Raw genomic sequence first — 15,933 nt, 5'->3', positions numbered from 1 at the left:
CGGCTCACTTCGCTCGCATTCTCGCACAAAGGTGCATAAAGTAAACTGCCCCAGAGCGCAACGTTAAGTTTAAAACATGACTATGCAAGAAGATTACGAAGGGTATACAAAAGAATCTAGTAAGCTTCTCCCAAAGCTGGAAGGAGCTACCTTGCATACCGTCTTGATCAATGTGGTAGATCCAGAATTTAACGTAGTTTACCTTGGCACTTCGAATGGAGTGTTTGCGTTGCAGGGGGAAGTTGGCGGCGAATATCTTGGTGTTCATGAATGCCCTGATTTGCCTGAAATTACAAATCAAGACGGCTACATTATCTGCAAGCATCAACCCTTTGAGCGATTTGTCGGCAAAACCATCGCACAAGCTAGGCAAATAGGCGACGTCTGGAATGGCCACGGATATGAGTTGGCATTCTCCGGCGAAGAAAATCATACGATGATTGTTCAGTCCATTTATTGTGGCGTAGAGCCGAAAGAACTCAGTGACTGCCTTCGTCTCGGAGTTGGCGTTTATGAAAATCAATGGGCAAAAACTTAACAAGCGCATGTTGTCGGACTGGTTTTCCGCTGCGCTCCAAACCAGCCGCAAATGCGGGCGTTAGCTGCATGAGAAAATAGTTCAGTGAAAAAAGTAAACCTAGATGGACAGAATCTAATTTTTCTAAATCAAGATGACATTTCTCATATATTAGAAACAGGTTCCTTTGAAGGAGATAAACTTTTTCATCTAGAGACACTCTCTCGTGCACTTCATGAATATCGAGAGTACAGAGGCGTTGAAGTCGCTTTAATGGGAGCGAAAGGCCGCTACCAGTTAATTTGCTTTATCACCATCGCTGGAGAAAAGCATCGAGTTCACATCGAAGATGTAATATGCGAGCACTGCGACAAGAGAAGCGGAATATCGGGAACCCCAGGCGTATGGGATCTCTACTTTTTCTGTACAGATCCACGTGACATGTGGAAGAGGGCAATGGCCTTACCGGTCAAAAAATGTGTACATTGTTCAGGCTCATTAAGCCTTAGGCATACTATATGGTTCGAGCATGAGGAACGCAGCTAACCAAGCGCTGCAGGGGACGGCCAACGCTATGCACCTTTGTGCTGGTCGCTGCGCTCCCATTTTTGCACAAAGGTGCATAGCATTGTCCGCCCTTGAGCGCGGCGTTATGCAAAGAGGATAGCATCATGAAAATTGAATCGTCATGGGTATTCGATTGCTTGCCTGAAGATATTTATCCTAATTTCTTCCACGCAACGATGGATGATAGCTATCCACTAGCATTCCGTCTTGGCATTCCAAAACCACTTAGCTGCAAAGTTCTCGAGGGTGAGCCCAAAATTGGGAATACAAGACAATGTACTACTGATAAGGGTTATATCCGACAAAACATCGTCGAACTAGAAGAAAATCGGAAATTAGTCTACCAAATGAAAGAAAGTGACGTTTGGTGTAAAAATTGGGTTAGCTTCCTGCAAGACAGCTTTATCTTAGAGCCAATAGAAAATAATAAAACAAAGGTTACTCGCATAACTGTGTTTCACGGTGTTAAAAATATTCCTATACTGAGCACGGTAGCACTTTGGTTTTCACTCAAGCAAGCCCACAAGTATGCTTCTAAAAACTGGCGTAGGTTAGCTACATGTGAAAAATCACAACGTACAGGTCAGGCATATGCATAACATGGCCAGGCACAGCGACGGCTTTTCCGTTACGGCTTCGCCTCCACTACAAAGCCGCGCGTGCTGGCGGTGTTATTTGCGACATGAAGTTGCATAAATATATGTTGTAATTCGAGGTTTTTCGCAGTTGATGAGTTCGTGCACTACTGGCGAATTCAACAGAAAAGCTTTCGAAAGCGCAACCTGGTGTTCTACCACCAGTATCCTACCCACCATGCGAAACGGATTTGGTATGAAGCGCTGGGGACAATGAACCCTGTTAAGAGGAACCGTGAGGGGAATCGGAACTGCCAGTGTCAGGCGGTCGGGGGCTAGGATGGAGTGACATGATGAACATATGTGAAGAATCGTTGACGTCCCGTGAGACGCCAGATCTGCCAAAGACACTGATAGGCAGTCACCAAAACGGTAAGCAATCTCGGTCGTAACCTTGATAACGTGGGTTGCGCGTAGACACCGCATTGCCGGGATACAGATTCCATCTAACTCGCTCGTTAAGGTATTTATGCAGAACATGGCAATGTCGTAGAGCCTTCACGGAGGAAGAAGGTAGCCAGTGATGGAGCCGGAGACTCTGCGTCCATGAGATGGGGGAAAAAGCGAATGATTTTCTGTAATGGAGAATATACGGATTCAAGATTTGTCCGGCACGAAAGTGAGCAGACGTCCCCTCGGTGCTTTGTTGCGAGAGAATTTGCAGAATGGATTTTATGAAGGAAGGCAAATGATGGCTGAAAAAGCTGGTGCACCTTCAAGCGATGCCCAACGATGGCTGGCGATTGACTGGCCGGAAGTGGAAAAGCACGTTTATCGACTGCAAGTGCGTATCGCAAAATCTATACGCGAACAGCGGTGGGGTAGAGCTCGCGCTCTGCAACACCTGTTATCGCGCTCGTTTGCAGCGAAAGTATTGGCTGTTAAACGGGTCATATCCAATAAAGGAAGCCGCACAGCGGGTGTTGACGGGGTGCTCTGGACGTCACCGGGTCAATACTGGCGTGCGGCGCAAAAACTAAGGACAGCCGGTTATCGAGCGCAACCGCTGCGCAGGATCTATATTCCGAAAAAGAACGGCAAACGCCGCCCTTTAGGAATACCTACCCTTCACGACCGGGCAATGCAAGCGCTCTATGCGCTGGGGCTTAAGCCGATTGCGGAAACCACGGGAGATAAACATTCCTACGGATTTCGAGAGAAGCGCAGCCTGCACGATGCCTGCAAGCAAGGTTTTATTGTTCTGGCCCAAAGGACCGCAGCACAATGGGTTCTGGAAGCTGATATCAAAGCCTGCTTTGATCGCATCAGTCATGAATGGTTGTTGACGCATATCCCGCTGCCCAAGCGGGTGTTAAGGCAATGGCTTAAAGCGGGGTATATGGACAAGGAAGCACGCTACGAAACGGAAGACGGCACCCCGCAAGGTGGCATTATATCGCCGATCCTGTGCAATATGGCACTAGACGGTTTGGAAGAGTTGGTCGTTCCTGCCTCGCGCAGTCGCGGGCGCAGTAAACTGCACGTCATTCGATATGCAGACGACTTCATTATTACAGGGAAGAGTCCAGCTGCTCTGGAGGAAGAGGTTCGGCCAAAGGTTGAACGTTTCCTGGCAGAGCGCGGATTACAGCTCTCAGAAGAGAAAACGCGCATCAGTCATATTGAGCAAGGCTTCAACTTTCTGGGCTTTCATTTTAAAAAGTACCGAAAAACCTTGCTGATCCAGCCTCAAGACGGTAAAACCCGAGAGTTGCTTATGAAGGTGCGAGGCGTGCTGAAGCAATATCGCGGCATTCCGTTTCACGCCCTACTGGCAAAACTCAACGCTGTGATCAGAGGCTGGGCCTATGCGTATCGACACGTGGTAGCAAAAGAACGCCTGAGTTACGTCGACGACAAGATCTATCCACTGGTGAAAAAGTGGCTTCAAAGGGAACACCGATCTAAGACGTGGGCATGGATCAGAAACGCTACCGTGAGCGCTTCAAAGGTCGTATTGAGTACGGGTGCTACTATCCGACAACGTCGGGTCCAAAACTCATACGGTTGTTCAAGGCCAGTGACCTGCCGATTCGGTATCACAGCAAGATACGCAGTGATGCCAATCCATATGATCTGGAGGACAGCGATTACTTTGAAGCGAGAGCCAAGAAGCAGCGGGTGAATGCACGACGGGATCGAAGGTTCCTGAACAGCTCGTCGTATGAGAAACTGGCCGCCTAAATGGAGGCCATATTGGATATGAATAGGTGGGTCGCTTGTGCGGCCTTCAAAGGGCTTGAGCTGTATGATGGGAAACTATCACGTACAGTTCTTATGGGGCGAAGGGCCGCAAGGCCCTTAGCTACCAGGTACCTAAGAGAAAGTATGAACCATGGAACAAAAACATCGCGACGCATTCATTCGAAGCTACAGGACAATGGACAGTTCTGAGCAATCTGAGAGAGCGCGAAAAATGGCGTTGCACTTTGCTGCTGCATTTTCATTTCGTGTCGGTGCCAGCAGTGCGCTAAAGAGTACTAGCGGTGTTTTGCTGCCGCCAATTGGGCACTACTATTCCCTATTTCATATGTCCATGGTGCTGTGTTGGCTGAATCCTCTAATTGACACGAAAAAGCTTGAGCGCATCAGGCATTCCACTCTGAAAGGGTTGATCGAAACATACTACTGCTCTAAAGGAATTTTAAATCAGTCTTTTTTTGATCTGATGAACGAGTTACAAGAAGAGAGGGAATGGCTAAATTACCGATTTGGTGAGTTCCCTTATGATTTTAAAAATAAGGTCCTAGGTAATGAGCAAAAAATAAATCGTGAGTTTAAGGTCGCGATTGACATCGTGAAAGAGGTTGACAATGCCACTGCCAAGGATGCCAATTTGCTTTCTTATATTCAAAGAAGTATAGGTGATTCATTTGGAGATGATGTCCTAAATACCTACCTAAGCGCAGCAGAAAGCGGAAAAGTGTGGGATGCATTTTTACATCACCAACTAACCACATAGGTATAACAAGCGGCTCATGTGCGACCTCCGTTCCGTCGGCCTTTTTTTGTGGTGGGTACCACAAAAAAAATCCAACTGCACTCCGGCGCCATAGCCGGGCGTTAGGCATATCGATATGGGCACCTGGAATCCTGGAAGTTTTGAAAATGATGCAGCGGCTGATGCTGTTGAATATCTTTTAGAATGTGATGGCTACAGGTTAATAGAAGTCTGGGTCAAAGAATGCCTAGATGCATATGAAAATGACGACACAATTAGTGTTGATTTGTGTAGTTCTGTAATTGTAGGGGCTGAGGTGGTAGCCGCTTTAGAAAACAGATCTGCAGCAGACATGCCAAGGAAACTCGCAAAGTGGATAAAGAAGTATCAGCCAAAGGATCAATTACGGCTAAAGCAAAAAGTCAACTTTGCTTTATTCTTTGCTACCGAACATTCAAAATCTGAACTTAAACAGTTATGGAAAGAAAAGGGAGATATGCCCTGGAGGGCTGCAGTAAACGAATTAAAAATACGCACGGAGTACATCAAAAGTGGTATTGAATCGGGATGGTTAAAATTAAACGAAGATGGTAAACCTGTCTTAAAAATGCAGATAAAAAAGTAATCTTAAAAGTGCCTAACAAGGCTAGCCAACACCGGCAGCGCAAAAAACGCGCTGCCTCGACTCACTACGCGATGCTCCGTTCGCGGTTGCTAGCGGCGTTAGTGTGATTAAAGCCATGAAAAAAACAGGATGGACCAACTTCCTAGCCAGCTGCTTGGTGATATCTACCCTGAGCGGTATTGGAAACGCATTAATTATGCTTAGAGATGAACAGTGGCAGGCAAAGGCGCTTGCCGCTTGCGTATTTGCATATGTCATTTGCGCAGCAACGGCGGCTTTTTCGTTGTTTGCAGGAAAGGGTTGGGCCCAAAGAGCTGTCGGTGTTTGGGCTTTCGCTCTAGTTTTACTGATTGTACCTATGCAGCTCTGGGTTACTGGTGCTCCGGCATTGTATGTTTCGGTTACAGTAGCTATCGTAGGTTTTTTGCTATTTAAAACTTACAAGTATGTTGGACGTTGCGCCAGCACACACTAACCATGCGCAGCACTACACAGCCTTCGGCTGTCGGACGCTCGCAAGCTCGCGCCGGTGTGCGCGGCGTTATTCAAGGAAATTAATGAAAAAATATCTATTGTCCTTTACTTGTATTGTGGTCGGATGTGCCGGATACAACCCAGGCTTTGACTTGCGCCCAAAAACTGGGATGGAAAAGCCTATTTCGGATTTCGATAGTGATAGAAAAGGTTGCATAGCAGCTGTCAATTCCATTTTTGGAAACTCTATAGGTGGTCCAACTGGAGCAGGACGGCCAATATTAGATGATCCAAAGGGTAAATCCCCTAGTGAATTACAGAATCTAGCGATTAGGCGAAAAGCCGAGTCAAATGAACAGGAGCTTGTTTTTAAACATCAAGAAATGAAGAATACCATGTACCTGAACTGCATGGACTCACGTGGGTGGGCTAAGTCAGCATAACAAGGCTAGGCTGTACGCTCCGGCGCTACGCGCCTCCGCGGGACGGCCTACGCTATGGCTGCGCGCATAAACAGCGTAGGCCGCCCCAGCTAGCAACGTTCAGGCTGTAGAAAAACTCTTAAAACCCAGCGTTTTTTGGTAAAATTTGACCCTCAAAGGGAGGGGATATGCCAAATTTCAGAAAATACAGCTACAGCCAGGACGCCATGGTCGTCATTAACTTCGAAGACCAACTCCAGCCTGGCACTTTCGAGTTCACTCTCCACCGTTTGATCGACGGGCGTATAGACCTCTCCCCCTTCTACGACAAATACAGCAATGATCAGGGCGGCAGAGCCGCTTACGATCCAGCGATTCTGCTCAAGATCATCCTGTTTGCTTACGCCAAAGGCATCACCTCCAGCCGCGAGATCCAATGGCAATGTGAAAACAACATCATCTTCAAAGCCCTTTCCTGCGACACCGTCCCCCACTTCACCAGTATCGCGAGCTTTGTCAGCGGCTACCCCGACGCCATTGAGTCTGTCTTCGAGCAGGTACTGCTTGTCTGCGACCAGCAGGGCCTACTGGGCAATGAACTCTTTGCCATTGACGGCTGCAAGATGCCCTCAGACGCCTCCAAAGAGCATTCCGGCACTTTCAAAGAACTGGAACAGAAGCGAGACAAAATCCAGAAGAAGATCCGGCATTGCATCGAAGAGCACAAACGGCTCGACGGGCGAAAGCCCAAAGAGCGAGACCGAAAGAAGCAGCTCGCCCAGGCCACTGAAACCCTCCAAAAGCACTTCGACAAGATTGATCAGTTCCTAAAGACGGCAACCCCAAGGAAGGGGCAAGGAAAGAACCAGAAAGAAGTAAAGAGCAACATCACCGATAACGAATCCGCCAAAATGACCACCAGCAAAGGCACAATACAGGGCTACAACGGTATCGCCGCCGTCGATAAGGAACACCAGATCATTGTCGAAGCCCAGGCCTTTGGCTCCGGCCAGGAACAGCATACGTTGAAGTCGATTCTGGACGGTATCAGAAAGCGGTATCGTGATACCGGAATCCATGACGATATCCTCAAAAGTCAGGTAATCATAACCGCAGATACCGGGTTCTCCAGTGAGGAGAATAATGATTATCTCCGCAAAGAGAACATCAACGCCTACATCCCTGACAATAAGTTCCGATCCAGAGACAAAGCTTTCTCTAAGCAGAAAAAGAAGTATGGTAAGCGGAATCAGTACAATGCCAAAGGCCAGAAGAAGATCATCCCGGCCAGCGAATTTCAAATCGATGCCAAGAACAAGATCTGTATCTGTCCGGCCGGAAAGTCTCTTTGGTTCGTTGGTGAATCTCGACCTGTCAAAGGTAAAAGAAAGCTGGTCTTTGAAGGTAACCTGACCGACTGTCGCAGCTGCCAACTGAAAGACCAGTGTATGCGCAATCCAAGTGCCGCCGACACAAGGGAGGGGCACGGTCGCCAGGTCTCGATTACAGTGACCAATGGCCACACCGCGACAGATTGGATGAAGCGACGCATCGACAGCCAGGAAGGAAAGTTGATCTACGGGCACCGAATGTCCGTGGTGGAGCCGGTATTTGGCAATACAGGCACCAACAAGGGCCTAAATCGATTCACGTTACGCGGCCTGGACAAGGTCCAGGGGCAATGGCGGATGTTCTGTTTGGTGCATAACATTGAAAAGCTGATGAATTATGGAGCGATTCACTGAGCCAGAAGGCTCTTGACGAAGCCTCTCTATTGGCTGCGCAGATTGGATGACTATGTGAAAGGACTGTGTTTTAATCGGGTTCAATGATCAATCAAAATATGGCTGGAAGAGCTGATTCTCCGAAATAGTTTTTCTACAGCCTCGTTATGCCAAAGAGCTAATCAGAAATGTATAAATTCACAGAAATCATAGGCGCAGTATTGGAGAGTATCACCGAGAGTGACGCCGCATATGTGGATGCTGACGATAGTGGTCAGGTTTTGAACATCAAAGGCCAATCTCTAGCCTTTGATAAGGGTTGGTTTGTTATTGAGAATTCTCATACTGTTGTGGGCGCGCCTAGCCTTAATGCACTTATCGGCTCGATGATAATTGATGCTTTTTCAAACGACGATGAAATACACCTGAAGTTTGATAACGGTGCAGCTGTCTCAGTCTCATTGAAAGATGGCGATTTTATTGGGCCAGAGGCCGCAAGCTACGCACCCAAACAAGGTGAAATAATTGTATTCAACTAAACCGCATAACAAACGCAGGCAGTTTGCTCCGGGCCTCCGCGGGGCGCCCAACGCTGTCAAAACAGGGCAGAATTCACGTAGGAGCGCGTTTTTTGGCGAAATATAACCAGAATGAAAGACTGGAGTTTTCTACAGCCTCGTTAGCTAGGCAGTTGAATCCGACATATTCGCTGGAAAACAAAAAGAGAACTTTGCATTCTTATTGTTAATGTCTGACTTAATTTAAAGGTGACCATATGGAAGATAACTTAATACAGGTTGGCGGCCAATATTTTGTTGGCTGGGGAACACTGGCACTCATTAACTGTGTGCTTGCGCAAGGCAAAAATAGAAGCGGACTACTCTGGTTTATAATTTCTCTATTTATTGGTCCAATAGCAACCTTTCTGTTGGCAGTTTTAGAAAAGCCAAAAGAAAAATGATTGAAATTGACCTGCGTGATGGAAAGCTGGATGGAAAGTTTGATCCATCAGCGGGGAAAAGCTGTCCGGATTGCGGCCATCAGATAAAGAGATCCCGACCAAACTGCTTTTGGTGTGGTGCCAGTCTCCAAGGTATCGGCTGATCTCTGTTTGTTTACAAGGCAACGCAGCCACGTCATATTTTCTACACGGTCGCTGCGCTTCCTTTTTTTTCGTGCAAAAAGCACCCAAATCAAGCCGTGTCTGATTGCGGTGTTACAGGTCAAATAATAGCCGCAAATGCGGGCGTTGATAATTACTTACAGTCATGAGAAATCTTCTGTTTTCATTAGTATTTTTCCCGTTAAGCTCTCTGGCCAATGAAATCCGGCCATTCGAATCTGACGGGTGTAGCTCTTTTCCAAATGGTAGCCTTGAACACAATGAATTATGGCTGTCGTGCTGTGTTGTTCATGACTATGCTTACTGGAAAGGCGGCACATACCAAGATCGCCTGGCTGCAGATAAGGCGTTAGAAGCTTGCGTATCTGCTGTAGGAGAGCCAGAGATTGCTCTTCTTATGCTCGCTGGTGTTAGAGTCGGTGGCACTCCATATCTTCCCACCAGGTTTCGTTGGGGGTATGGCTGGCCTTTTCCAAGAGGCTATAAGACATTAACTGAAGACGAAATAATGCAAATAAAGGTAATGGAAGATGGTCATTAACAAATGAAAGGAGGCTCTGAATGACCGACCTGATCCTCACGACCTTCGATTGGGTTCCCGAGATGCCGCGGGGCTATGTGCGTGACATACGTGTACGTTGGGCACTGGAAGAGGCCGGATTGCCCTATCGCGTCAATGGCCTTGTCGACCCTGACGCTGCTTTCTCCTGACCCTAGGAATTCCCGCGACAAGCGCGTAATTGCGATGTTAGGCGGTTCAAGATTATCTTTTCAAAGTTCCGGAGCACCAAAAGATCCATGCCAGGAATGAATAGGCCGTATATCCGAGTCGCCGTGGTCTGGACAGCGATGCTGGCGATCTGGTTGACGTTGCACGCCTTGCGCTATTGGGTGTATGGCGAGGGGTACACGCTCTCGGGTCACATCCAGAGCGCGCTGCTCGCGACTCTTCTGGCGGTGCCCATGGTGATGACCGCGCGGCGATGGCTCGACGGCGGCACACTGGCAGGTCTGGGATTGCCGCTGTCGCTGAACGCGGCGGCGAAGCCATTCGCCATCGGCGCGTTGAGTTTCCTCGCTCCCTTGGTCCTGGGACTCGCAGTCGTACTCGGTTTCGGCTGGACAACCATCACCCCTGTTGCTGCATTGGGGGAGATCCTGGCCTTCGTGCCACTGCTTGTGGTTCTGGTGTTTCTTTACGAAGCCCTTCCCGAAGAACTCGCGTTTCGGGGCTACCTCTACCGGGCGCTCGCTGAACGACACTCACGGATCCTCGGCGTCATAGGGCAAGCACTGCTATTCGGCCTGTGGGGAACAATCCTTTGGGCGATCAGGCTGGACACGCTGCCCTTCGAGCGGCTGATGCTGTTCACCACCATCGGGTTCGTGCTCGGCCTTGTCCGTGTGGTGACAGGCTCAGTTTGGGCGTCGATTGGATTGCACACGGCTTTTCAGACTGTTGCGCAACTCTTGCTCAATGAGGAGCGAGGATACTTCGCCATTACTGGAACGGAACCCCTACAGCTCGTCGCGCTGGGCATGGTGCCGTTCGCGCTGGCAACGATGATCGCCGAACGTGCTTCCCGACGCGAGGTGGCGTGGCGTGAGTTGGAAGACGGAAAATCGCCTACACCTCAGAACTAAATCCATCGGGAACATATTCGAGGATATCCCCTGGCTGGCACTGCAATACCTGACAAATCTGATCAAGTGTCGAGAATCGCACGCCCTTGACTTTTCCCGTACGCAGTAGCGATAAATTCTGTTCGGTAATGCCGATTTGAGCGGCCAATTCTTTGCCACGAATTTTCCGTTTAGCCAGCATGACATCCAAGTTAACGACAATAGACACTGAAAACCTCTAGATGAACTGCCTGTTTTCGCGCTCGAGTTTACTGCCCTTGACCAGTAGATCACTCATCACCCACAGAATCATGGCTAATGCGATCACCTTGATTTCACTGCTGCCCATAGAAATTGAGAGCATCTTCTGGCCCGCAGGATGATTCATCGATAACAGTAAACTGGAAAGTGCGAAATGCAGCGGCTTGGCAAGTGCCTGTGCAAACAGGAAGATCGAGAACAGCCGCAGGTCACGGCTATTATCCGGGTTAAAGAGTTCCCCCTTCGCAAAGTTGGTGAATGCGCGGTGCAGGAAATAGAGGCCACCCAGGCCAATGGAAAGGTAGAACATGGTCAACAACCACAAGCTGTACCATTGCACTGTGGAGACCGTCTGCCATTGTATCGGCAAATTCAGGTTACTCTTGGCTATGGCGGCAAAAGCATCAATATCGACGAAGAAGAACAAGGCGATTACAGGGGCAAGAACAAGTATTGCCAGACAGCCTCGGGCGATTAACAGGGAGAAGTATCGGACCATGTAAACCCTCTTGACATAGTTGTTTAACATTACTAAATTATCGTTTTACGATAATTTCGTCAAGAGGATTATTTTCAATGACTGTTCGCTTATTCGCCACCACCATTTTGGCGTTGTTTTCACTGCAGACGACCTATGTATCCGCGCTTACTATGGAGGAGTTTTCCAAAATCTGTGAATCATCCCCCGGTGCGTGCAGCGACCATCCAGTCCTGCAAGCCTATGTCGGTGGAGCGCTGGATCTGCTCGCAACCCTCGACGAAGAGACGGATTACCTGGAGAAACTGTATTGCAGAGAACCGAAAGAGATATTCGACGTGTCGGCCATTATCCGCTTTATGCAGGAACATGGTGAACAATACGGCAAGCGCAATGCCATGCTGCTATTGGTTCGTTACTTTGAAGAAAATGGCGGCTGTCAACCATGAACAGGTTACTGATATTGTTATTGTTGTTGGGGATCGCAGCATGCAGCAATAGAGCGATATATGACAATATGCGCATCCATCAGCGTAATGAGTGCCTCAAGGAACCGCCATCACGCCATGAGGAGTGCATGGAGCACGCAAATAAATCCTACGAGGAATATGAGCGTGAGCGTAGAGAACTGTTAGAAAAATAGACTCTGACGATAAGAAAAAAGATGGCGGTTTTGGTAGTTGGGCGCCAGCGGGTCTGCCGGGCGAACAAGAATGGAACTCCGTAGTCGTTCGCCTGCGAGCAGGCTCCTACAAGAACCGGTTAACTAAACAGTACTGGCTCAAGGAGCGGTTTCCAGCTTCACCACCCTTCAGGCGCGGTAGTGGCTGGCCAGATGCGCGAGATTGTCCAGCTCGCACTCCTCGCTGTAATGAATCATCGCCCGAAGAATCCTATCCGCCATCCCATCGCTCAAATCGCCAGTTTCCCCGGCAATTACCGCCTCGATATCGCGCAAGGAAACCTGTATCAGGTCGTAGGCCACGGCTATCTCGTCGCCACTGATTTCCACGGATTCGATACCCGTCAGAGACTCTATAGCTTCCCTGACCTCGGGTAGCCGCTGCCTGTCGACCGGCTCAACCAGTTTGATCCTGTGGGATTTTCGCACCACCTTGCCCCGCTGTTTTTCCGAGAGGCCGTGGGTCGGATCGCCCACATACAGGTGAGGCCATTTTTTGAAGCGCTCCCGGCAGTGCTCCGAGCAGAAGGCATAGCGGATATGGAGGTGCGTCCAGGCGTGGGAATTCTCCGCCACCGTCGCGCCGCAAACCGGGTCCCGCCGCAACATCAGGTTCAAATCCGTCATTATTATCGTCCCGGCGTAGCAAAGATCAGACCAGTCGATTGTATACCCAGGCCAACAGCCAACCGATAAAACCCGCGACGATAACCCAGGCGATCAGGCCGATAAAGACTCCCACGGCGGTGATGTGCCACCCCACCCTGGAGATATCCATATGCAGCATATCGCCGGATATGCTCATCGTTATGCCAGGGAGAAGCATCACCAGCAGGCTGCACAGCAGCCAGGCAATGCCGAAGCTGATTCCGGCAGCGATACCGAATTTACAGGCGTGTAATTTCATCTCGAGACTCTCTTTTCTATAAAATGAAAACCGATCGTTTCGATCCGCAGGATAGCTACATCTCCTGCATCCGGTTGGCACCCTGGCTCATCTGCCTGGCCGCTTGCTCCTCCAGCGATTCCAGCTCTTCCATCAGCTCGCGGGTGGCCTCAATGTCCGCCCTGGCGTGGAGGTAGCGGTAGAGGTCGATCACCTGCTCGTGCTGGTCGGTGATAACGCCCATGATTTCATCCGGTTCGAGATCCTGGAAAGGCGCGTCGCAGTGCGCGCTGTGCAGAATCGGATGCTTTTCCATGTAGTCGTAGCACCAGGTATTCAGCGCTCTTGTTTCCGCGGTTTCCACGAACCCGGAAACTATCTGCGAAAGCTCCTGCTCGTGCTGCGCCAGATAGTCGAGCAGCAGCTTGGCGCGGGAGTTCTCATTGTTGAGCGCGCAATGGCGCAAACAATCGGATAAATTCCTGTGGAACTCCCGGGTCCACACCAACACATCCTTCAGGGTTTCAACTTGCATCACCGCTCTCCAGTGATGATGTGGAATTTGACGCAGAGTTCGGTCGCACAAATGCCACGCCTTCAACAAATTGTAGCAACCGCAGCGACTAGTCTATTACTCTTCAAACGATGGCCACCGTCGGTAAAACGTGCCGGGGAACCCCCTTATGCCGCAACACTCGCACTCTTCCGAACAGGATTCCCGCCACCGCTCCGACAGGGAGGACAGCGCCACCTACACCTGCCCGATGCACCCGGAAATCGTGCGCAGCGAACCCGGCGACTGCCCTATCTGCGGGATGGCGCTGGAACCGCGCAGCGCAACTGCCGAGGAGGAGAACCCGGAACTGAAGGATATGCGCCGGCGCTTCTGGATCAGCGCCCTGCTAACGGTTCCGGTGGTGCTGCTGGCAATGTCCAAGTTCATCCCCTTCCTGCCGCTGCACGAGTGGATTCCGCCCGGGATCAGCGGCTGGCTGGAAATGATATTGGCGACACCGGTAGTCCTCTGGGGCGGCTGGCCCTTCTTCGTGCGCGGGGTGCGCTCGGTGATCACCTGGAATCTCAATATGTTCACCCTGATCGGCCTCGGGGTGAGTGTGGCTTATTTCTACAGTGTGATTGCGCTGCTGTTTCCCCACTACTTTCCGCAGTCCTTTCGTGAGGAGGGCGGCATGGTCGGCGTCTATTTCGAGGCTGCCGCAGTGATCGTCACCCTGGTACTGCTCGGCCAGGTGCTGGAACTCAGGGCGCGCAGCGCAACCAATGCCGCCATCCGCGCACTGCTGGAGCTGGCACCGAAAACCGCGCGGCGGATCAACGACGACGGCAGCGAGGAAGACGTTCCCCTGGATCGGGTAAAAACCGGCGACAAGCTGCGGGTGCGCCCCGGCGAGAAAATACCGATCGACGGCGTGGTACTGGAGGGCCGCTCCAGCGTGGACGAGTCGATGATCACCGGCGAGCCGATTCCGGTGGAGAAGACCGAGGGAGAGAAAGTGATCGGCGCCACCGTCAACAGCACCGGCGGCCTGGTGATCGAGGCGGAGCGCGTGGGCACCGAGACCCTGCTCGCGCAAATCGTGCAGATGGTGGCAGAGGCGCAGCGTTCCCGTGCGCCCATCCAGAACCTGGCGGATCTGGTAGCCGCGTATTTTGTACCCGCAGTCGTGATCATCGCGCTGATCAGCTTTGCGGTCTGGATCACCATCGGTCCGGAGCCGCGCAGCGCCTACGCAATGATCAACGCGGTGGCGGTGCTGATCATCGCCTGCCCCTGCGCCCTCGGCCTGGCCACCCCCATGTCGATCATGGTGGCCACCGGCAAGGGCGCCAAGCTCGGCGTGCTGTTCAAAAACGCCGAGGCGATCGAGACCCTGCGCCGGGTGGACACCCTGGTGGTGGACAAGACCGGCACCCTGACCTTGGGCAAGCCGCGGCTGGTCAGCGTCGAGCCCGCGGGGAATTTCGACGAGGAATCGCTATTGCGCATGGCCGCCTCCCTGGAACGCGGCAGCGAACACCCCCTGGCCGCGGCCATAGTGCGCGGCGCCGAGGAAAAGGAGATCGAACTGGCGAAGGCCGAGGATTTCGACTCGATCACCGGCAAGGGCGTGCGCGGGCGCGTGGACGGCAAATCCGTGGCGCTCGGCAACAAAGCGCTGATGGAAGACCTGGGAGTGGATATCGACGGCCTGCTGCACACCGCCGAATCCCTGCGCGCCGAGGGCCAGACCGCGATGTTCGTTTCGGTGGACGGCGAGGCCGCAGGGTTAGTGGGCGTCGCCGACCCGATCAAGGATTCCACCCCGGAAGCCATCGAACTCCTGCACAAAGAGGGAATGGAAATCGTGATGATCACCGGCGATAGCCGCACCACCGCTGAAGCGGTGGCGCGCAAGCTGGGTATCGACAAGGTATTCGCGGAGGTGCTGCCCAACGAGAAGGCGGAGTCCATCAAACGCCTGCAGGGAGAGGGACGCATCGTCGCCATGGCCGGCGACGGCATCAACGATGCACCGGCGCTGGCACAGGCCCAGGTGGGTATCGCCATGGGCACCGGCACCGACGTGGCCATGGAGAGCGCCGGGGTAACCCTGGTCAAGGGCGATCTGCGCGGTATAGCGCGGGCCCGGCGCCTCTCCCACGCCACCATGCGCAACATCAAGCAGAACCTGGTTTTCGCCTTCGTCTACAACGCCACCGGCGTGCCCATCGCCGCCGGTGTGCTCTACCCGGCCTTCGGCCTACTGCTGTCGCCGATGATCGCGGCCGCCGCCATGGCCGCAAGCTCGGTGTCGGTGATCGGCAACGCGCTGCGCCTGAACCGCAGCGATGTGTGATTTGTAGGATGGGCAAAGCGCAGCGTGCCCATCAGCGCGGCTGAAGATGGGCACGTCGCTGCGCTCCTTTGCCCATCCTACGAAGAAATCACTGAACACCGGGATACCCGGCCACAG

At 51.5% G+C, this 15,933-nt stretch carries 21 protein-coding genes; 16 read left to right on the top strand and 5 right to left on the bottom strand.

The window, feature by feature from the left end:
• Positions 1 to 76 precede the first annotated feature (76 nt).
• The 14 genes from PP263_RS20510 to PP263_RS20445 all read left to right on the top strand — a co-directional run bounded on the left by PP263_RS20510 (position 77) and on the right by PP263_RS20445 (position 10,672).
• Positions 77 to 538, top strand: coding sequence for a hypothetical protein (locus PP263_RS20510; protein WP_308365912.1), 462 nt, complete (start codon positions 77 to 79; stop codon positions 536 to 538).
• Between the two features lie 84 nt (positions 539 to 622).
• Positions 623 to 1,063, top strand: a complete 441-nt coding sequence (locus PP263_RS20505; RefSeq protein WP_308364407.1) for a hypothetical protein — start codon at positions 623 to 625, stop codon at positions 1,061 to 1,063.
• Between the two features lie 125 nt (positions 1,064 to 1,188).
• Positions 1,189 to 1,683 (top strand): hypothetical protein, encoded by a 495-nt coding sequence (locus PP263_RS20500; protein ID WP_308365911.1) that lies wholly within the window; start codon positions 1,189 to 1,191, stop codon positions 1,681 to 1,683.
• A 724-nt stretch (positions 1,684 to 2,407) separates the two neighbouring features.
• Positions 2,408 to 3,844, top strand: coding sequence for a group II intron reverse transcriptase/maturase (gene ltrA, locus PP263_RS20495; protein WP_308365910.1), 1,437 nt, complete (start codon positions 2,408 to 2,410; stop codon positions 3,842 to 3,844).
• A 210-nt stretch (positions 3,845 to 4,054) separates the two neighbouring features.
• Positions 4,055 to 4,681 (top strand): hypothetical protein, encoded by a 627-nt coding sequence (locus PP263_RS20490; protein ID WP_308365909.1) that lies wholly within the window; start codon positions 4,055 to 4,057, stop codon positions 4,679 to 4,681.
• 115 nt (positions 4,682 to 4,796) lie between these two features.
• On the top strand, positions 4,797 to 5,285 hold the full coding sequence (locus PP263_RS20485) for a DUF4259 domain-containing protein (protein ID WP_308365907.1): 489 nt from the start codon (positions 4,797 to 4,799) through the stop codon (positions 5,283 to 5,285).
• Positions 5,286 to 5,388: 103 nt separating this feature from the next.
• Positions 5,389 to 5,760, top strand: a complete 372-nt coding sequence (locus tag PP263_RS20480) for a hypothetical protein (RefSeq protein ID WP_308365905.1) — start codon at positions 5,389 to 5,391, stop codon at positions 5,758 to 5,760.
• A gap of 82 nt (positions 5,761 to 5,842) precedes the next feature.
• Complete coding sequence (locus PP263_RS20475; protein ID WP_308365904.1) at positions 5,843 to 6,202, top strand: hypothetical protein; 360 nt, start codon at positions 5,843 to 5,845, stop codon at positions 6,200 to 6,202.
• Between the two features lie 167 nt (positions 6,203 to 6,369).
• Positions 6,370 to 7,926 carry an IS1182 family transposase gene (locus PP263_RS20470; RefSeq protein WP_308365903.1) on the top strand — a complete coding sequence of 519 codons (1,557 nt, stop codon included), beginning with the start codon at positions 6,370 to 6,372 and terminating at the stop codon, positions 7,924 to 7,926.
• A 167-nt stretch (positions 7,927 to 8,093) separates the two neighbouring features.
• Positions 8,094 to 8,444, top strand: coding sequence for a hypothetical protein (locus PP263_RS20465; protein ID WP_308365901.1), 351 nt, complete (start codon positions 8,094 to 8,096; stop codon positions 8,442 to 8,444).
• A gap of 236 nt (positions 8,445 to 8,680) precedes the next feature.
• Entirely contained in the window at positions 8,681 to 8,866 is a 186-nt protein-coding gene (locus PP263_RS20460) for an antitermination protein NusB (RefSeq protein ID WP_308365900.1), read from the top strand.
• A gap of 307 nt (positions 8,867 to 9,173) precedes the next feature.
• Positions 9,174 to 9,569 (top strand): FAD-binding oxidoreductase, encoded by a 396-nt coding sequence (locus PP263_RS20455; RefSeq protein ID WP_308365898.1) that lies wholly within the window; start codon positions 9,174 to 9,176, stop codon positions 9,567 to 9,569.
• A gap of 20 nt (positions 9,570 to 9,589) precedes the next feature.
• Positions 9,590 to 9,739, top strand: coding sequence for a hypothetical protein (locus PP263_RS20450; RefSeq protein ID WP_308365896.1), 150 nt, complete (start codon positions 9,590 to 9,592; stop codon positions 9,737 to 9,739).
• A 138-nt stretch (positions 9,740 to 9,877) separates the two neighbouring features.
• Positions 9,878 to 10,672, top strand: a complete 795-nt coding sequence (locus PP263_RS20445) for a CPBP family intramembrane glutamic endopeptidase (protein WP_308365895.1) — start codon at positions 9,878 to 9,880, stop codon at positions 10,670 to 10,672.
• Here the strand turns inward: PP263_RS20445 and PP263_RS20440 are convergent.
• Entirely contained in the window at positions 10,656 to 10,880 is a 225-nt protein-coding gene (locus tag PP263_RS20440) for a helix-turn-helix transcriptional regulator (RefSeq protein ID WP_308365894.1), read from the bottom strand. The two genes, PP263_RS20445 and PP263_RS20440, sit on opposite strands and share 17 nt — an antisense overlap.
• A gap of 9 nt (positions 10,881 to 10,889) precedes the next feature.
• Complete coding sequence (locus PP263_RS20435) at positions 10,890 to 11,411, bottom strand: DUF2975 domain-containing protein (protein WP_308365893.1); 522 nt, start codon at positions 11,409 to 11,411, stop codon at positions 10,890 to 10,892.
• Positions 11,412 to 11,488: 77 nt separating this feature from the next.
• Here PP263_RS20435 and PP263_RS20430 point away from each other — a divergent pair, with 77 nt between their 5' ends.
• Positions 11,489 to 11,839, top strand: a complete 351-nt coding sequence (locus tag PP263_RS20430) for a hypothetical protein (protein WP_308365892.1) — start codon at positions 11,489 to 11,491, stop codon at positions 11,837 to 11,839.
• Between the two features lie 362 nt (positions 11,840 to 12,201).
• Here PP263_RS20430 and PP263_RS20425 read toward each other — a convergent pair whose 3' ends face one another.
• From PP263_RS20425 to PP263_RS20415, 3 genes are read right to left on the bottom strand one after another with little or no spacing between them, the layout of a single operon-like run.
• Positions 12,202 to 12,699, bottom strand: coding sequence for a hypothetical protein (locus tag PP263_RS20425; protein ID WP_308365891.1), 498 nt, complete (start codon positions 12,697 to 12,699; stop codon positions 12,202 to 12,204).
• A gap of 25 nt (positions 12,700 to 12,724) precedes the next feature.
• Entirely contained in the window at positions 12,725 to 12,979 is a 255-nt protein-coding gene (locus PP263_RS20420) for a DUF5676 family membrane protein (protein ID WP_308365890.1), read from the bottom strand.
• 55 nt (positions 12,980 to 13,034) lie between these two features.
• A complete protein-coding gene (locus PP263_RS20415; protein WP_308365889.1) occupies positions 13,035 to 13,493 on the bottom strand; it encodes an ATPase in 459 nt (152 codons plus the stop codon).
• A 229-nt stretch (positions 13,494 to 13,722) separates the two neighbouring features.
• Between PP263_RS20415 and PP263_RS20410 the strand changes: the two genes are divergently transcribed.
• Entirely contained in the window at positions 13,723 to 15,816 is a 2,094-nt protein-coding gene (locus tag PP263_RS20410; RefSeq protein WP_308368646.1) for a copper-translocating P-type ATPase, read from the top strand.
• Positions 15,817 to 15,933 lie beyond the last annotated feature (117 nt).

Origin of the sequence: Microbulbifer sp. TB1203 (assembly GCF_030997045.1) — a bacterium.
Classification (GTDB): Bacteria; Pseudomonadota; Gammaproteobacteria; order Pseudomonadales; family Cellvibrionaceae; genus Microbulbifer.
Note: the sequence above shows the minus strand (reverse complement) of the source record. Positions and strands in the feature narration are given on the sequence as shown.

Bases quoted from the DNA above. Each gene is read 5' to 3' on its own strand.
- PP263_RS20465 (WP_308365901.1), top strand. From the start codon at position 8,094: ATGTATAAATTCACAGAAATCATAGGCGCAGTATTGGAGAGTATCACC.
- PP263_RS20430 (WP_308365892.1), top strand. From the start codon at position 11,489: ATGACTGTTCGCTTATTCGCCACCACCATTTTGGCGTTGTTTTCACTG.
- PP263_RS20410 (WP_308368646.1), top strand. From the start codon at position 13,723: ATGCACCCGGAAATCGTGCGCAGCGAACCCGGCGACTGCCCTATCTGC.
- PP263_RS20415 (WP_308365889.1), bottom strand. From the start codon at position 13,493: ATGCAAGTTGAAACCCTGAAGGATGTGTTGGTGTGGACCCGGGAGTTC.
- PP263_RS20445 (WP_308365895.1), top strand. From the start codon at position 9,878: ATGCTGGCGATCTGGTTGACGTTGCACGCCTTGCGCTATTGGGTGTAT.
- ltrA (WP_308365910.1), top strand. From the start codon at position 2,408: ATGATGGCTGAAAAAGCTGGTGCACCTTCAAGCGATGCCCAACGATGG.
- PP263_RS20435 (WP_308365893.1), bottom strand. From the start codon at position 11,411: ATGGTCCGATACTTCTCCCTGTTAATCGCCCGAGGCTGTCTGGCAATA.
- PP263_RS20500 (WP_308365911.1), top strand. From the start codon at position 1,189: ATGAAAATTGAATCGTCATGGGTATTCGATTGCTTGCCTGAAGATATT.
- PP263_RS20485 (WP_308365907.1), top strand. From the start codon at position 4,797: ATGGGCACCTGGAATCCTGGAAGTTTTGAAAATGATGCAGCGGCTGAT.
- PP263_RS20455 (WP_308365898.1), top strand. From the start codon at position 9,174: ATGAGAAATCTTCTGTTTTCATTAGTATTTTTCCCGTTAAGCTCTCTG.
- PP263_RS20420 (WP_308365890.1), bottom strand. From the start codon at position 12,979: ATGAAATTACACGCCTGTAAATTCGGTATCGCTGCCGGAATCAGCTTC.
- PP263_RS20470 (WP_308365903.1), top strand. From the start codon at position 6,370: ATGCCAAATTTCAGAAAATACAGCTACAGCCAGGACGCCATGGTCGTC.
- PP263_RS20475 (WP_308365904.1), top strand. From the start codon at position 5,843: ATGAAAAAATATCTATTGTCCTTTACTTGTATTGTGGTCGGATGTGCC.
- PP263_RS20425 (WP_308365891.1), bottom strand. From the start codon at position 12,699: ATGACGGATTTGAACCTGATGTTGCGGCGGGACCCGGTTTGCGGCGCG.
- PP263_RS20460 (WP_308365900.1), top strand. From the start codon at position 8,681: ATGGAAGATAACTTAATACAGGTTGGCGGCCAATATTTTGTTGGCTGG.
- PP263_RS20510 (WP_308365912.1), top strand. From the start codon at position 77: ATGACTATGCAAGAAGATTACGAAGGGTATACAAAAGAATCTAGTAAG.
- PP263_RS20490 (WP_308365909.1), top strand. From the start codon at position 4,055: ATGGAACAAAAACATCGCGACGCATTCATTCGAAGCTACAGGACAATG.
- PP263_RS20450 (WP_308365896.1), top strand. From the start codon at position 9,590: ATGACCGACCTGATCCTCACGACCTTCGATTGGGTTCCCGAGATGCCG.